The following is a 16,871-nucleotide window of genomic DNA, read 5'->3' as shown; positions in this document are numbered from 1 at the left end:
TTGAAAAGTTTCCGGATGATCTGTGGGTAGGGGTGAAAGGCCAATCAAACTGAGAAATAGCTCGTACTCCCCGAAATGTTTTTAGGAACAGCGTCAGGGAAAGTATCACGGAGGTAGAGCTACCGATAGGACTAGGGGGAGTCACATCCTACCAAATCCTGACGAACTCCGAATGCCGTGATATTGTACTGGCAGTGAGGGCTGGGGTGCTAAGGTCCCAGTCCGAGAGGGAAAGAACCCAGACCTACCGCTAAGGTCCCCAAATATGTGCTAAGTTGAACAAAGGTGGTCCAGTTGCAGAGACAGCCAGGAGGTTAGCTTGGAAGCAGCTATTCCTTTAAAGAGTGCGTAACAGCTCACTGGTCGAGCGACAGGGCGTCGATGATAATCGGGCATCAAGCACATTACCGAAGCGTAGGATTGCAGCAATGCAGTGGTAGGGGAGCATTCCAATGACAGTGAAGGTCAACCGTCAGGTTGGCTGGAGATATTGGAAAAGCAAATGTAGGCATAAGTAACGATAAGGCGGGCGAGAAACCCGCCCACCGATAGACCAAGGTTTCCTGATCAACGCTAATCGGATCAGGGTCAGTCTGGACCTAAGGCGAACCCGAAGGGGGTAGTCGATGGACAACGGGTTAATATTCCCGTACCGTATATACAGGCAATGGAGGGACGGAGTGATGAAAGTTCCGCCCGGTGACGGAATACCGGGTTGAAGGGTGTAGGTATTGGAAGTGTAGTCAAATGCGCACTTTTAGCCGAACCTGATAGTACCGCAATCCTTCGGGAGCGCGGATAGCGGACCTAAGAACTTCCAAGAAAATCTTCTAGCGTTAAGCGTATATATGCCAGTACCGCAAACCGACACAGGTGGTCAAGGAGAGAATCCTGAGGTGCTCGAGTGAATCATGGCTAAGGAACTCGGCAAAATGGCCCTGTAACTTCGGGAGAAGGGGCGCCTACTCATCGCAAGATGAGAGGCCGCAGTGAAAAGGCCCAGGCGACTGTTTATCAAAAACACATGGCTTTGCGAAGTGGAAACACAAAGTATAAGGCCTGACACCTGCCCGGTGCCGGAAGGTTAAGGGGGGGCGTTATCGTAAGAGAAGCGCTGAACTGAAGCCCCGGTAAACGGCGGCCGTAACTATAACGGTCCTAAGGTAGCGAAATTCCTTGTCGGGTAAGTTCCGACCTGCACGAATGGTGTAACGATCTGGGCACTGTCTCGGCCATGAGCTCGGTGAAATTGTAGTCGCGGTGAAGATGCCGCGTACCCGCAACGGGACGGAAAGACCCCATGAACCTTTACTGCAGCTTAGCATTGGCATTGGGTAAACGATGTGTAGGATAGGCCGGAGGCTATGAAGCGGCGTCGCCAGGCGTTGTGGAGCCATTGTTGAAATACGGCCCTTTGTTTGCTTGGTGTCTAACCCGCTATGTCGGGGACATTGCTTGGTGGGTAGTTTGACTGGGGTGGTCGCCTCCAAAAGAGTAACGGAGGCTTCCAAAGGTTCCCTCAGCACGCTTGGTAACCGTGCGCGGAGTGCAATAGCATAAGGGAGCTTGACTGCGAGGCCGACAAGCCGAGCAGGGTGGAAACACGGGTATAGTGATCCGGCGGTACCGTATGGAAGGGCCGTCGCTCAAAGGATAAAAGGTACTCTGGGGATAACAGGCTGATCTCCCCCAAGAGCTCATATCGACGGGGAGGTTTGGCACCTCGATGTCGGCTCGTCACATCCTGGGGCTGGAGAAGGTCCCAAGGGTTGGGCTGTTCGCCCATTAAAGTGGCACGCGAGCTGGGTTCAGAACGTCGTGAGACAGTTCGGTCCCTATCTGTTGCGGGCGTGGGAAACTTGAGAGGATCTGACCTTAGTACGAGAGGACCGGGTTGGACGGACCGCTGGTGTACCGGTTGTGGTGCCAACTGCACTGCCGGGTAGCTACGTCCGGAAGGGATAAGCGCTGAAAGCATCTAAGTGCGAAACCCACCTCGAGATGAGGTTTCCGTATAGGGTTGTCATAGACGATGACGTTGATAGGCTGCAGGTGTAAAGCCGGAGACGGCATAGCTGAGCAGTACTAATTGCCCGAAAGCTTACCTGTGAAAATGTTGTATTATCTTTAAGTTGTCATTGTAACCAGGATATTGAATCGGATACCGATATACTACCTGTAGTATGTATGGTACAAAAGAAATCAGGCGACCTAGCCAAAAGATTTTGGGCGGTACGGCGCAGGGGATCCACCTCTTCCCATCCCGAACAGAGAAGTTAAGCCCTGTCGCGCCGATGGTACTGGGGTTACACCCGGGAGAGTAGGTCGCCGCCCTCAACTATATGCCCCCTGTCCTACACGGACAGGGGGCTTTTTTTGTGGCTTTTAGGTTACTTTTCTAAAGTAGAGCAGATTGGGTCTTAAAAGATATGACTTAGATTGTCTTTTACATTCTAGTCTGATTAGAGCGCTTTGCTGCATATTTTTGAATCTTTCAATCCAATGGGTTTATTTTTAAAGAAAAAAATGGCAGTTTTGCACAAATATTTTCAGCATGGCAGTTCTATTAAAATCACTTAGATTAATTCAAAAGGATAGTATTAAGCCCCCTTTAAATTACCTTTATGATGGGAAGGAGTTTAAATTGTATGAAGGGAGTGAAGAAGGGGTAGAGGAAATTATAGATTGTTCTGGATACTTGGGTTCTTCAGGGTGGATTGATTTGAGATGTGGTGTAGGAGAGCCTGGCTTTGAATACCAAGAAACATTGGAAAGCCTTGGGGAAGCGTTAAGATTTTCAGGCTTTACACAAGCAGTAGTATTGCCGAATACTTCACCTGTCATTCAAAGTAAAAATGAGGTGGAGTTTATCAAGAATAAGGTAAGTCGTTTTATCACAGATATTCACATCCAAGCCGCTGTGACCAAAGATGTAAAAGGAGAAGACTTAACTGAAATCTTAGATATCAATCATCATGGAGTGAATATTTTCGGAGACGGTATAGTACCTCTATCCAATTCAGATAGAATGATGAAAGTGCTTCAATATCTCCAAAAATTCAATGGAATACTTTTTGATCAGTCTTATGATCCTTTGCTGGCGATTTTTGGTCAGATGCATGAAGGATACCCTTCCACAGTAATGGGGATGAAAGGGATTCCATCACTCTCAGAGGAAGTTGCCATTAAAAAGAATATCGATATTCTGAGATATGCTGGAGGTAGTTTGCACTTTCAAACAGTCAGTACTGCGAAAGGAGTGGAAGCAATTCGCCAAGCAAAAGCTGAAGGTTTGAAGGTAAGTGCCGATGTGTCTCTATATCAATTATTATTCTCAGATGATGACCTATTGGAATATGATACTAATTTGAAAGTGTTGCCTCCTTTTAGAGGAAAAGAGGATCAAGAAGCATTGGTAGCGGGACTTAAAGACGGAACCATTGATGCGATTGTATCGAATCATCAGGCAAGAGATTATGATGCAAAACATATGGAGTTTGATTTGGCAGATTTTGGAATGAGTGGTTTGCAGACTTTCTTGCCAGGTATGGTGCAATTGGAAAAAGAACTGGGATGGCCTTTGCTGATAGAAAAGGTGACTTTTGGGCCTTCGAAGATAATCAACTCTCCAAAGAGCCAATCTGAGTCCTTAACTATATTTGACCCTAATGAGGAGTGGTTATTCAATAGAAGTTCGAATAAATCTCTTTCTTCCAATTCTCCTTATTTCAATAAGACACTTAAAGGCAAAGTTAAGCTAGTAATCAATAAAGGTGAAATAGCCAGGTTAGATGGTTAAATATATCAAGAGTAGCTACCTATTTGGGCTAGCAGGAGGAGTATTGTGTCTGATTGCGTTTTGGATCTTGTATGGTATCGGATTAGAGCCAATTGATTTTACACTTTTCTTCGGGTGCATTATTACTCCTGTTTTCGTTTTCATAGGGATGAAGAGCTACAGGGATAATTATGGCAAAGGAGAGATGGTGTTCGCCCAGGGAATGACCGTTGGCTTTGTTATTTACAGTATTCTTGCTTTTGTCACAGCTTTAGGAATAGCTGTTTTTTTGCAACTTGATCAAGAGATTTTTCTTAATCACAAAGCTGAAAAAATAGCTTGGTTGCAAGGACAAGAAAGTTATATATCAGAAAATGTAAGTCAGGAAGCTTTTCAAAATGCTTTGGCAGAGAATGAAAAGATGAGTATATCTGATATTGCGCTGGATGTGTTTTTGAAAATTTTTATGCTCGAATTATTCTTTACTATTATTATTTCGATAATTTTAAAAAGAACTAAAAACTAAAATTTTGTTATGGAAACACAAGAAACTCCCTTCCGAGCTGCATTAAGATCTGGTTTAATCATAGGAATGATCATGTTGGTCATTACCTTCTTAGTGTATTTTATAGATACATCCATGCTTACCAAATGGTGGTTTGGGTTAATAGCTTTGGCTATATTTTGTGGTTTGGTGATCTTTTTTGGTACCAAGTATAGAAATGATATAGGAGGATACATTAATTTTGGCCCTGCGTTTCAGTTTGCCTTTATTACTTTGATCATTACTGGTTTGATCAGCGTTGTGGGTAATATCCTGTTGTATCAAGTAATAGATCCAGCTTTACCTCAAGTTTTAGCTGACCAGCAATTGGAGAATACCATGTCCATGATGGAAAGTTTTGGGGCATCGGACTCGATGAGTTCTGAGCAAATCGATGAAATGAAGCAAGGTTTCGAAGACGCTTACACCATTGGGGGACAATTAAAAGGGTTTGGTGTAGCACTGATTATTTATGCCATATTGGCTTTGATTTTGGGTGCTATTATCAAGAAAAAAGATAAGTCGCTAAGTTACTAAAAGAGTAAATGATCCAAGTATCCATTATTATTCCAGTTTATAATGAGGAAGAATCCCTGCCCGAATTGACAGAATGGATCAGTAGGGTAGTGGTTAAGAATAAATTGACCTATGAAGTTATTTTTATTAATGACGGTAGCTCAGATAGTTCGTGGGAAGTTATTCAGTCATTAGCAAGGGAAAATGGACACATTAAGGCTGTTGGTTTTAGCCGAAATTATGGCAAATCGGCAGCCTTAGATATTGGTTTCAGTAAGGCCGTTGGTGAAGTTGTGATCACAATGGATGCAGACCTTCAGGATAGTCCAGATGAGATTCCTGAGCTTTATAAAATGGTGGTAGAAGGTGGGTTTGATATTGTTTCAGGTTGGAAAAGGAAAAGATACGACCCTTTCACCAAAACCATTCCTTCTAGATTTTTTAATGGTGTTACCAGGATGATTTCTGGTATTAAATTACATGATTTTAATTGCGGGCTTAAAGCTTATCGAAACAAAGTCGTTAAGCAGATCCATATTTATGGGGAAATGCACAGGTACATTCCTTTGATAGCAAAATGGAATGGCTTTAGTAAGATTGGTGAAAAAGCTGTAGAACACCGAGCAAGAAAGTATGGAACAACCAAATTCGGTTTGGAAAGATTCGTGCATGGCTTTTTAGACCTGATTTCAGTTTCATTTGTAAATCGCTACAAAAAGAAACCCATGCATTTTTTTGGGACTCTTGGGACATTGTCCTTTTTGTCTGGTTTTTTGATTACTTGTTGGTTGATCTTTGAAAAGATTTATGGTTTGCACAAAGGTATATTTGTGAGAGAAATTACTGATCAGCCCCTTTTCTTTTTGTCACTGGTGGCATTGATAGTGGGAGTTCAGCTTTTTCTTACCGGCTTTTTGGCTGAAATGATGACTTCGACAAGTACTCCGAAAAATGATTATAATATTGATGAAGAATTAAACTTCATTAACTGATGTTTTTTTCGGTAATCATTCCGGTTTACAATCGACCACAAGAAATCAATGAATTGCTTGATAGCTTGGTGAAACAGGATTACAAGCAGTTTGAAGTGATCATAGTGGAAGATGGGTCGGAAGTTTCCTGTAAGCATATAGTTGATACATTCATAGATCAGCTTGAAGTTCAATACTATTTCCAAGATAATTCAGGTCAAGGCTTTGCCAGGAACTTTGGTATGAAAAAAGCCAAAGGAGATTATTTCGTTTTATTTGATTCTGATTGTGTGATTCCGGTATCTTATTTTAAAAAGTTAAAAGAAGCAATAGTATCCCGAAAATTAGATGCTCATGGAGGCCCTGACGCAGCGGCCAGTGACTTTTCAGATTTTCAAAAAGCAATCAACTTCAGCATGACTTCTTTTTGGACCACCGGAGGAATTCGAGGCAAAGTCGTTGATCCGAAAAAGTACCAGGCGAGAGGTTATAATATGGGGCTCTCGAAAGAAGTGTTTGAAAAAACTCAGGGCTTTCTGGATGCTAACAAGGGAGAAGATATTGAGTTGAGTATTCGTATCAAGGACAAAGGCTACAACCTAGAATTGGTAAGGGAAACATATGTTTATCATAAAAGGAGAAATGACTTTAACTCTTTTTTGAAACAAAGTTATTCCTTTGGAGGGAATAGGGTGAATGTCAATCGATACCATCCTGGTTCCATCAAATTGGTTCATTTGATGCCCATGTTTTTTCTATTTGCTTTGATAATTACAGCAACTTCTTCTATGTTCTTTTTACCCTTATTTCAACTGGGGACCACTATATTTGGTTTATGGACCTTTGGGGTTTTTGTTTCGTCCACAATCCATAATAGTTCAGTATTTGTAGGAGTGATATCGATTTTTACTTCGTACGGGCAATTGTTGGCTTACGGTTTAGGCTTGTTGGTGCAATTGCTTAAGCGGTAAGCTCGGATTTTCCTTTTGTACAATAGAAAATAACCTCATTTGGAGGTAAAGCATGTTGTTCGATGGTTTGGGCCGGAAGCTCTTTTACAAAAAGATTTTCATGAACTTCCAGACCTGATTGGCTTAACCTTTTTGCATAATCATGCCCGTATTTTCTGACATGGTCTCGTTGGCCAAATAATCTTTCTCGCTCGGCTGGAGAAGTTACAGATTTGTCCTCTAGAGTTTCGGGAATGTCATAGACTGGAGATTGGATAATTCCCCAACCGCCTTTTTTGAGGACTCTGTTGATTTCTTTGCATGCCTGAATATCATCGTCCACATGTTCCATCACATGATTACAAAAAACGACATCAAAGGAATTATCCTCAAATGGAATTTGATGAATATCCATTTTGACCTTGGCCAATGGAGACTCAATATCCCCAGTAATATATTCCAAATTGTTTAATTTTTCGAAGCGATCTATAAAGCACAGTTCTGGCGCAACATGAAGAACTTTGAGAGGAGCTGAAAAGAAGTTGGTTTTCTGCTTTAAGAAAAGCCACATCAATCGATGTCTTTCCAAAGCAAGGCAATTGGGACAAAGCGCATTCTCTCTGGCTCTCCTTCCGTATGGGAGAAATTTTCTAAACTCTTTTTTGCATACGGTACAACTCACTTGGTTTCCTTGGTAGAAAATAGCTAGAATACGTAAGAAAATATGACTAACCAATTGTAGGAAACTTCGAGGGATGTAACGGATTACAAAACTAATGATACGCTTCATGTTGTACTTTTCGTGTAATTAAGGCCGCAATTTAACAAAACATTTATTTCAATTTTAACAATTATTAATTAAGAATTTAGTTTGAATTATTATGTCAATGGCTATATTTGGTTTTCGTTGGGAAGGTTGAGAGTATTTAAAAATTTAATTTTGTATATGATAAACTAAAATAACCTCATAATAGGTTTTGATGATGAAAAAGAATTTAATGTTTGTAGCAGCAGGAAGTGTAGTAGCCATCGTGTTACTTTACTTTATTTTTTCACCCACTGCTTCCGGAGATGGTGTTGATATCATAGTACCGGTAAATAAAGGAAAGTTTTCTGTAGAAATAGCCACTACCGGAGAGCTAAAGGCATTGCGGTCTGTCCAGATTATGGGTCCTACCCGCGCCAGGGAGTTTAGGGTTAATCAATTGACCATCGAGCGTATGGTTGATGAAGGAACGGTTGTGAAGAAAGGTGATTTCATTGCCTCTTTAGACAAGTCAGAATTGTTTGGGAAACTGAGTGATGGGCAAAATAACTTGGACTCTGAAATTGCCCAGTATGAACAGGCCAAATTAGATACAGCTTTGTCCCTAAGACAGGAAAGAGATAATATCTTGAACTTGGAGTATAATGTGGAGCAAAGAAAACTAGTGTTGGAACAATCTCAGTATGAGCCACCAGCCACAATTAAACAAAATGAGTATGATTTGGAAAAGGCCGAAAGGGACTTAGACCAAGCCAAGCAAAATTACAAGATCAAGTATAATCAGGCATTGGCTAAGATGGCAGAGAGAACTGCTCGTCTTAGAAAAGAGGAGAGAGAGTTTCAGCAAATGCAGGATTTGCTGAATGAGTTTACCATCACTGCACCACAAGATGGGATGGTGATTTTTCAGACTAATTGGGACGGAAATAAAATAGGAGAAGGTTCTCAAATCAGTGCTTGGAATCCTGTGGTAGCCACCTTACCTGATTTGACAGAAATGCAGAGTATCACCTATGTCAATGAAGTGGAAATCAGAAAGGTTAAAGTTGGACAAGAAGTTGAAATTGGTTTAGATGCATTTCCTGAAAAGAAATTTACTGGAAAAGTGACAAGGGTTGCTAATGTAGGTCAACAGCGTCCTAATTCAGATGCCAAAGTTTTTGAGGTGACTATTTTGGTCAATGAAAGTGACCCTGTTATGCGTCCTGCCATGACCACGAGTAATACCATTATTGCCCAGGAAATGGATGAAACGGTTTTTGTTCCTTTAGAAGCCATTCATGTTCACAACGATAGTATTAATTATGTGTATTTGAATAATGGCGCAAAGCAGGAAGTAAAGCTAGGCTTGGCGAATTATGACGAGGTAGTGGTTGAGTTAGGTTTGGACGAAGGAGATAAAGTATACCTTTCTATTCCAGATTGGAGTGATAATGATCAAAATGTAAGGTTGTTAGAGGAACTTGACGGAACCAGGAATAAAAAAGAGGAAGAGGAGCCTGAAGCGGAGGAACCAACCCGACCTGAGAGAAGACAGGGAAGGCCAGGCGGAGGTGGGCCTCGTCCAGCAGGTAATTCGGCAAATCAATAATTCCTGATTTATGTTTGGACCAAGGCTTTTATCAAATTTTTACATCGCTTTTGAAGCAGTGATGGCCAATAGGCTACGCTCTTTGTTGACGGCGTTGGGAATTATTTTTGGTGTGGCAGCAGTGATAGCCATGCTTGCAATTGGAAATGGAGCACAACAAGAAATTCTGGAGCAAATCAAGCTGGTAGGAGTGAATAATATTATTGTTGAGCCTATTATAGAACAAGTAGAAGAGGAAGTTGAAGAAAGTGGAAATGGACCTGGGCTTGAGAAAAATAAGTTTTCGCCAGGTTTGAGAATGCTGGATGTTGAAGCCATTAAAGAAGTAATTCCAGGGATTAAAAGGATCAGTCCTGAAGTCATTCTGGATACATACATTGTAAAAAGTGGAATCCGTAGATCGGCCAAGTTGGTGGGGGTAACTCCTGAATATTTTGACGTGACTAATTTTAAGCTCCGTGAAGGGACTATGTTTACGGATAATAACTTGATAAACGGAGACCCTGTTTGTATAATAGGTAGAGGCGTGCAGACCAAATTTTTCAGTAAAGAAGACGCGATTGGAAAACGGATTAAGTGTGGCAATCAGTGGATGAGGGTTATAGGAGTGTTGGAAGAGCGGATAGTTTCCGATAAAAGTATTGCCAAGCTAGGTATTCGAGATTTTAATATGGATGTCTATATTCCTGTTCAAACCATGCTTGTTCGGTATAAAAACAGGGATATGGTTACGTCAGGTAATTTAGTTGCTGGAAATAGAGGTCGGGGAGGAAGAATAATTATCATTGGAGGACAACAACAGCAATCATCCTCATCAAGTAATGTGAATTATCACCAAATAGATAAACTTGTAGTTCAGGTTGACGAAAGCTCCAAGCTGAATCCTACAGCAGAAGTACTTTCAAGGTTGTTGGAGAGAAAACATTACAATGTAATTGATTTTGAGATTACCATTCCTGAGCTATTGCTCAAGCAGCAACAGCGGACCCAGAATATCTTCAATATTGTTTTAGGGGCAATTGCCGGAATTTCTCTTTTGGTAGGGGGGATTGGGATCATGAACATTATGTTGGCCTCGGTAATGGAAAGGATCAAAGAAATAGGTTTGAGAATGTCTCTTGGAGCCAAGAAGACCGATATTGTTCATCAGTTTTTGTTTGAGGCCATGATGATCAGTGTTTCTGGAGGAATAATAGGTGTAATTTTAGGTATTGTTTTAGCCAGTTTGGTCTCTAAGTTTGGAGATTTCCCGACGATCATTACTATCCCATCAATTATGGTTTCCTTTAGTGTAGCCGCCACAGTGGGTTTAATTTTTGGAATTACTCCTGCCAAAAGAGCAGCGAGCCAAGACCCAATAACTTCTTTAAGATATGAATAAACGTATAGCGCTTTTAGTTTTTGCTTTAGCAGTTTTGAATTTGCCCCAGGAGACTTTTGGGCAGGATAAGATCAGGTACACCTTGCAGGATATCATCGCGAGAGCTAAATCAGTATCTCCAGCTGCTAAAGGTGCACAAACCAGAAAAGAAAATTTGTATTGGCAGTACCGACTTTTCAAATCAAATTATAACCCTCAACTAAGTTTAAGTGGTACTTTACCGAATTATCAGCAATCTGTTACAGCGGTGACCCAGCCTGATGGAACGATAGAATACCGAGAAGTAGAGCAAAGTTTAGTGGATTTGGAACTTGGTCTTGAACAGAGGATAACTGCCACAGGTGGTACTATCTCCGTGAATAGTTCATCTAGTAGGTTTGATAATTATTTGGCCCAGGATGGAGAAAATGGTATTAGGTGGAGTGGTGTTCCTGTTAACGTCAGACTGTCTCAACCAATTTTTGCTTACAATCAGCTAAAGTGGGATAAGAAAATTGAGCCGCTGCGGTATGAGGAAAGTAAAAAAAGCTATGTAGAAGAAATGGAACAGATTAGCCAAAGAGCGACACAACTGTTTTTTAACTACCTTTTGGCGCAAGTCAGCTTTGATATTGCTAATCAAAATAAAACCAATACGGAAGGGATTTATAAAATTGAACAAGGGCGTTATAATATTGGTACAACCACAGAAGATCAATTGTTACAGGTTGAGCTACAGGTACTACAGGCCGATCAAGACTTAGCTTCTGCAATACTGGATTTAGAGTCCTCTGCATTGGCGCTTAAATCCTTCATAGGTCTAAACGAAAGTGCTGAGTTTGAATTAGTGCTGCCAGATGAAATTCCCGACATAGCAGTGGATGTAGATCAGGCCATAGACTTAGCGTTTGAAAACAGGGCAGATGCTGTTGCATTTGAGAGAAGAAGGTTAGAGGCAGATGAGCAGGTAGCCCAAGCAAAGGGAAATAGGTTTAATATGAACTTGAATGCCAGTTATGGTTATAACAATGCAGCTGATAATTTATCAGGCATTTATCAAAACCCAAATCAGCAGGCCATAGTGAATTTGAGTGTTCGAGTGCCAGTTTTGGATTGGGGAAGAAACAAGGCCCGAATGGGAATCGCTACGGCCAACAAGGAAAATGTAACCTTTACTTTGCAGCAAGAGATAATCACTTTTGAGCAAGAGATTTTTACACAGGTTAAGAATTTTGAACAATTGAGAGATAGAATTGTGATTAGTGAGAAAGCAGATGAAGTAGCTGCAAAGAGATATGAAATATCCAGACAAAGGTACTTAAGCGGGAAAGTGGATATTACCAACCTCAACATTGCGCAAACAGAAAAGGATTCTAATAAGAGAAGTTACATTTCTGCATTGAGAGAGTATTGGGCTGCGTATTATCAGCTGAGACAGCTTACTTTATATGATTTTGAAAATGACCAGCTATTGTATATCCCAGATGTAGAAGTAGAAAACTAAAATATAAAAGAGGCCTATTCGGCCTCTTTTTTTGTATTACCAGGTTTGGGTAACCTGCCCGCTTTTTTTAAGGCATCATGGATCATCCACTCCAACTGTCCGTTGGTACTTCTGAATTCGTCAGCCGCCCATTTCTCCACAGCTTTCATCAGTTTTTCATCTATTCTGAGGGCAAAAGCCTTTTTACTTGGCATATTGTGATTGGTTTATTGATGCAAGGTGCCTACATTCAATACCGGGCTTGCACTCTTGTCCGAACATAAAACCACCATCAAATTACTGACCATAGTGGCACGTTTTTCATCATCAAACTCAATTATCTCTTTTACTTTTAGATCGTCAAGGGCCATTTCTACCATTCCAACTGCTCCATCTACAATTTTTCTTCTGGCCGCAACGATGGCTGAAGCTTGCTGTCTTTGTAACATGGCACTGGCAATTTCAGAAGCATAAGCCAAGTGACTGATTCGGGCTTCGATTACCTTAATGCCGGCATGTTGTAATCGTTCACTGATCTCGTCTTCCAAGGATTGGTTTACATCTTCTACGCCCGAACGCAAGGTGACTTCAGCATCTTCCGCTTCAAAATTGTCGTAAGGATAGAGACCTGCCATTTTTCTTACTGCAGCATCCGCTTGGAGATGGACGAAGTTTTCATAATCATTTACCTCAAAAGAAGCTTTGAAAGTGTCCTCTACTTTCCAGACCACAATGGTTCCGACCATGACAGGATTACCAATTTTATCATTCACCTTTAAGGGTTGGTTTTCAAAGTTACGTACCCTTAAAGATATCTTTTGCTTCACCATAAATGGATTCACCCAAAAGAACCCATTGGACTTTACTGAACCTTTATAGGCACCAAATAGAAGCAGTACTACAGCTTTATTGGGTTCAACAATAAAAAAGCCTACTAACATAATCAGAAAAATTATCCCACTAATAATACCGAGAATAAATTGACCTGAACCAATAAGCACAATGGTAATGGCTACAATCATTATTTGTATAAGAACCATTACATAACCAGAAATAGGTTTAATTATTTTTTCCATATTGATATGATGTTAAATTGATATCATATTAATATACGAAAGTGTTTTTAGTTTGTTGCAGAAATCGACTAGATTTAAAGCTTTGTTTTTATTGCAACTTTGTGATTTCTACTATATATTTAGTTTAAATTAAAGTTATGCTTAGGAAATTGCTTGTTTTAGGTTGGATGGTAATGGGGCTACTTTCCTGTTCGGATGGGGGAAATGATAACTCGATCTATAAAGGGAAGCTTGACGAGTTGATAGATGGTGAGTTTGTGTTTCAGATAGATTCTACTTCAGGTTATATTAACCACCTAAGTACTGTTATGGAACGAGATAGTTTACTAATACGCCCAGTTCCTATGTCAGGGAGAGACGGTTTTTTGGTCAGGATTTATGAAGTCGGTTCTTCAAAACTTATAAGTGAAATTCCTATTCCATATGAAGGGCCAGAAGCACTAAAGGGTGGGAGAGGTGCCAATTATTATGTTTTAAAAGATTTAAATGTGTTGCTTGTAGGTAGTCTAGGCTACTTGGCAATGTATGACCAAGGAAAGAAAATAAGAGAGTGGAATGTGGATTTAAATCTTCCGACTACAAAGGAGAGTTATATTAAGTTATCAACAAGAAAAGGTTTAATGGTAAAACAAGGAGAGTGGTTACAGGTTGGTCAAAACCCTATGAACTTCATGAAATTTCGTGAGCCGGATGGAGGTTTGCCAAAAGTAGAATTCCCATTGGATTTTACTCATTGGCTGACTCAAGTTAATTTAAAGACTGGCCAAGTTAGACATACTGATTTTATTGTTCCAGGTGGATATGATGAATTTAAAGAGGATGTTTCTGCAACAGGGGTGATTGGGACTTTAGATACCAAGAGAGGTGAGTATTACCTTGGTTGGCCCTACTCTGATACCTTATACAAATTAAATGGTGTTAAATTGGTTGAAAAGATCGGGCTCACTACCTCTATGGATTTCAATTATAAACCAAAGGAGAGAATTGGTAATGTCTATGTTTTACCTAAAGATGGAACTCAACATGTGTTTTTACACTATGATAATATAAATGACATTTTTTTAAGAGTCTCAAAGGTCAGAGAATCTGGAGTTGGGGAAACCAAAGCTGAAAGGACAAAACATTATTCTTTACAAGTTTTTTCAGAAACATGGAAACCTCTTGGCGAGTATTCCTTCGAGTTTTCAGGGGAGATTGAAGTAGAAAACTGGTTTATATCAAATGGTTGTTTGTATATCAATAAACCAGAAAGAGAGATAGAGGACGAATACGAGTTTTACCGAATTGATCTCAGTAGAGTGAAAAAGCCTAAAAGATGATTTCGCTTAGTGGATAAAAAAAGAGCCAAGAAATCTCATTTCTTGGCTCTTTAATAAACATTTTGTTCTATCCGCTTAAGTTAACATAGCTCCGTTAACCTGAATAACTTGTCCTGAAATATAAGAACTCATATCAGACCCTAGGAATACACAGGCATCGGCCACTTCTTCAGGCTTGCCACCTCGCTTCATTGGGATAGCATCTCTCCAGCCCTGCACTGTTTTTTCGTCCAACACTTCTGTCATTTCTGTTTCGATAAATCCAGGAGCAACGGCGTTGCTGCGAATACCCCTTGAGCCTAATTCCAAGGCTACTGATTTAGTGAAACCAATGATGCCAGCTTTTGAGGCTGCATAGTTGGCCTGACCTGCGTTGCCTTTGATGCCTACTACAGAAGTGATGTTGATGATACTTCCGGATTTTTGCTTCATCATGGTTCTGTTGGCAGCTTTCACTGTGTTGAAGCAAGATTTCAAGTTGATATTTATGACCTCATCCCAAGCTTCTTCGGTCATTCTCATAAGCAAGTTATCGCGGGTAATCCCTGCATTGTTTACCAAAATATCCAAGGAACCAAACTCCTTTACTACATCACTGACCAATTCTTCTGCTGCGCTAAAGTTAGAAGCATCAGAACGGTAACCTTTGGCTTTGATACCAAATTCTGCCAATTCTTTTTCCAAAGCTTGGCCTTTTTCAACACTTGATAAAAAAGTAAAAGCGACGTTAGCGCCTTCTTGGGCGTATTTAATAGCAATTGCTCTACCTATTCCTTTAGAAGCACCTGTGATCAGGGCTGTCTTTCCTGTAAGTAATCCCATATTTTTCGTTAAAGTTAGTTCTAATTGACGCGTCAAAAATAGGGATTTATTCCCAAAATCCAGTCAAGTAGGTTTTTTAAGCATTTAGGTATGGGCAATTATCAAGTGTAAAGGCGAGGGTGTTTTCTTGCCTTTGCACTAGGTTATAAATGGAATCCAAATTTTTTTCTGAGCTTAAATATTTTAAATTTGCGATGGTTAAAAATGCTATTTAAAAAATACACATATGTCTTCAACAAAATTTGATGTTATTGTAGTAGGTAGTGGTCCAGGTGGATATGTAGCGGCAATTCGCGCATCTCAGCTAGGCCTTAAAACTGCTGTTGTAGAAGCTGCCGAGTTGGGTGGTATTTGTTTGAACTGGGGATGTATCCCTACTAAAGCCTTGTTGAAAAGTGCGCAGGTTTTTGAATACATCAATCATGCAAGTGATTACGGTATTTCAGTGAAGGAAGCAGAAGCGGACTTTGGTGGAATGGTGAAGAGAAGCAGGGGAGTAGCTAACGGCATGAGCAAAGGAATCCAGTTTTTGTTCAAAAAGAACAAGATCGAGCAGTTGTTGGGCTGGGGCAAAGTGAAGCCAGGCAAAAAAGTGGAAGTTGAAGATAAAGACGGAAATAAAACAACGTATAGCGCAGATCATATCATCATTGCGACAGGAGCCAGATCAAGAGAGCTTCCTGCCATTAAGATTGATGATAAGAAGATCATAGGTTACCGTAAGGCCATGACATTGGAAAAGCAGCCAAAGAAAATGGTTGTAGTAGGTTCTGGTGCCATTGGAGTTGAATTTGCCTATTTCTATGCAGCGATTGGTACTGAAGTTACCATTGTGGAATTTATGGATAGAATCGTTCCTAATGAAGATGTTGAAGTGTCCAAATCATTGGAGAAGTTATACAAAAAGGCTGGAATGAATATCATGACCAGCACAGAGGTAACAGCTGTTGATACTAAAGGAGAAGGATGTAAAGTCACGGTGAAGAGCAAAAAAGGAGAAGAGACCCTTGAGTGTGATGTCGTACTTTCCGCCGTGGGAGTAGTTGCCAATGTAGAAAATTGTGGTTTGGAAGATGTTGGAATTGTGGTGGATAGAGGTCGCGTAAAAGTGGATGAATTCTACAAGACCAATATGCCGGGTTATTATGCCATTGGTGATGTAATCCCAGGACCAGCTTTGGCGCACGTTGCTTCTGCAGAAGGAATCATTTGTGTGGAAAAGATTGCAGGGCATAACCCTGAGCCTTTAGATTATAACAATATCCCTGGCTGTACTTACTGTTCTCCTGAGATTGCTTCCGTAGGATATACCGAGGAAAAAGCCAAAGAAGCGGGATATGAAGTTAAAGTGGGTAAGTTCCCATTCTCTGCTTCTGGAAAGGCTTCTGCTGCTGGGGCTAAAGATGGATTTGTGAAATTGATCTTTGATGCCAAATATGGTGAGTTATTGGGTGGACACATGATTGGATCAAATGTTACAGAAATGATTGCAGAGATTGTTGCGATTCGTAAACTGGAAACCACTGGTCATGAGTTAATTAAGACGGTTCATCCTCACCCAACCATGTCTGAAGCCATTATGGAGGCAGCAGCAGCGGCATATGATGAGGTGATTCACTTGTAAATATCAATAAGTTATTTTAATATTATAACACGAGATAGGTTTCTGTCTCGTGTTTTCTTTTTAGGAGCAAA

Annotated in this window: 14 protein-coding genes and 2 rRNA genes (1 of these 16 running past the window's edge); 12 read left to right on the top strand and 4 right to left on the bottom strand. The window is 40.6% G+C overall.

From position 1 onward, the window contains the following. From JL001_RS22800 to JL001_RS22770, 7 genes are all read left to right on the top strand, one after another. A 23S ribosomal RNA gene (locus JL001_RS22800) occupies positions 1–2,109 on the top strand; it begins 767 nt to the left of the window's first position. A 116-nt stretch (positions 2,110–2,225) separates the two neighbouring features. Beyond that, positions 2,226–2,337: ribosomal RNA gene (gene rrf / locus JL001_RS22795) — 5S ribosomal RNA — on the top strand. A gap of 217 nt (positions 2,338–2,554) precedes the next feature. Then, positions 2,555–3,799, top strand: a complete 1,245-nt coding sequence (locus JL001_RS22790) for a dihydroorotase (protein WP_200980187.1) — start codon at positions 2,555–2,557, stop codon at positions 3,797–3,799. Then, a complete protein-coding gene (locus JL001_RS22785) occupies positions 3,792–4,304 on the top strand; it encodes a DUF4199 domain-containing protein (protein WP_200980186.1) in 513 nt (170 codons plus the stop codon). Before JL001_RS22790 ends, JL001_RS22785 begins: the two co-directional genes overlap by 8 nt. Positions 4,305–4,313: 9 nt before the next feature. Further along, a complete protein-coding gene (locus JL001_RS22780) occupies positions 4,314–4,859 on the top strand; it encodes a DUF4199 domain-containing protein (protein ID WP_200980185.1) in 546 nt (181 codons plus the stop codon). 8 nt (positions 4,860–4,867) lie between these two features. Continuing rightward, positions 4,868–5,830: a glycosyltransferase family 2 protein gene (locus JL001_RS22775; protein WP_200980183.1), complete on the top strand. Its 963-nt coding sequence runs from the start codon at positions 4,868–4,870 to the stop codon at positions 5,828–5,830. Then, positions 5,830–6,780, top strand: a complete 951-nt coding sequence (locus JL001_RS22770) for a glycosyltransferase family 2 protein (protein WP_200980182.1) — start codon at positions 5,830–5,832, stop codon at positions 6,778–6,780. Before JL001_RS22775 ends, JL001_RS22770 begins: the two co-directional genes overlap by 1 nt. On the opposite strand, the gene JL001_RS22765 is transcribed toward JL001_RS22770, so the two are convergent. Next, positions 6,770–7,549: a class I SAM-dependent methyltransferase gene (locus JL001_RS22765; RefSeq protein WP_200980181.1), complete on the bottom strand. Its 780-nt coding sequence runs from the start codon at positions 7,547–7,549 to the stop codon at positions 6,770–6,772. The two genes, JL001_RS22770 and JL001_RS22765, sit on opposite strands and share 11 nt — an antisense overlap. Positions 7,550–7,742: 193 nt before the next feature. Between JL001_RS22765 and JL001_RS22760 the strand changes: the two genes are divergently transcribed. From JL001_RS22760 to JL001_RS22750, 3 genes are read left to right on the top strand one after another with little or no spacing between them, the layout of a single operon-like run. Next, entirely contained in the window at positions 7,743–9,116 is a 1,374-nt protein-coding gene (locus JL001_RS22760; protein WP_200980626.1) for an efflux RND transporter periplasmic adaptor subunit, read from the top strand. A 10-nt stretch (positions 9,117–9,126) separates the two neighbouring features. Further along, entirely contained in the window at positions 9,127–10,497 is a 1,371-nt protein-coding gene (locus JL001_RS22755; RefSeq protein ID WP_200980180.1) for an ABC transporter permease, read from the top strand. Next, the gene (locus tag JL001_RS22750; RefSeq protein ID WP_200980179.1) at positions 10,490–11,980 is read left to right on the top strand and encodes a TolC family protein; all 1,491 of its coding nucleotides are present in this window, start codon (positions 10,490–10,492) and stop codon (positions 11,978–11,980) included. The genes JL001_RS22755 and JL001_RS22750 overlap by 8 nt, the downstream gene beginning before the upstream one ends. 14 nt (positions 11,981–11,994) lie before the next feature. Here the strand turns inward: JL001_RS22750 and JL001_RS22745 are convergent, their stop codons facing one another. Both JL001_RS22745 and JL001_RS22740 read right to left on the bottom strand, forming a co-directional pair. Beyond that, positions 11,995–12,174 (bottom strand): Arc family DNA binding domain-containing protein, encoded by a 180-nt coding sequence (locus JL001_RS22745; protein WP_192011021.1) that lies wholly within the window; start codon positions 12,172–12,174, stop codon positions 11,995–11,997. Between the two features lie 12 nt (positions 12,175–12,186). Next, complete coding sequence (locus JL001_RS22740; protein ID WP_200980178.1) at positions 12,187–13,035, bottom strand: SPFH domain-containing protein; 849 nt, start codon at positions 13,033–13,035, stop codon at positions 12,187–12,189. 308 nt (positions 13,036–13,343) lie between these two features. Here JL001_RS22740 and JL001_RS22735 point away from each other — a divergent pair, with 308 nt between their 5' ends. Next, the gene (locus JL001_RS22735) at positions 13,344–14,354 is read left to right on the top strand and encodes a hypothetical protein (RefSeq protein ID WP_200980177.1); all 1,011 of its coding nucleotides are present in this window, start codon (positions 13,344–13,346) and stop codon (positions 14,352–14,354) included. A 75-nt stretch (positions 14,355–14,429) separates the two neighbouring features. Here the strand turns inward: JL001_RS22735 and fabG are convergent, their stop codons facing one another. Next, the gene (fabG, locus tag JL001_RS22730) at positions 14,430–15,176 is read right to left on the bottom strand and encodes a 3-oxoacyl-[acyl-carrier-protein] reductase (protein WP_200980176.1); all 747 of its coding nucleotides are present in this window, start codon (positions 15,174–15,176) and stop codon (positions 14,430–14,432) included. Positions 15,177–15,402: 226 nt separating this feature from the next. Between fabG and lpdA the strand changes: the two genes are divergently transcribed. Further along, a complete protein-coding gene (gene lpdA, locus JL001_RS22725; RefSeq protein WP_200980175.1) occupies positions 15,403–16,800 on the top strand; it encodes a dihydrolipoyl dehydrogenase in 1,398 nt (465 codons plus the stop codon). The last annotated feature ends 71 nt before the right edge of the window (positions 16,801–16,871 follow it).

It is taken from the genome of Echinicola sp. 20G, assembly GCF_015533855.1.
GTDB lineage: Bacteria > Bacteroidota > Bacteroidia > Cytophagales > Cyclobacteriaceae > Echinicola.
This window is presented reverse-complemented; position numbering and strand designations above follow the sequence as displayed.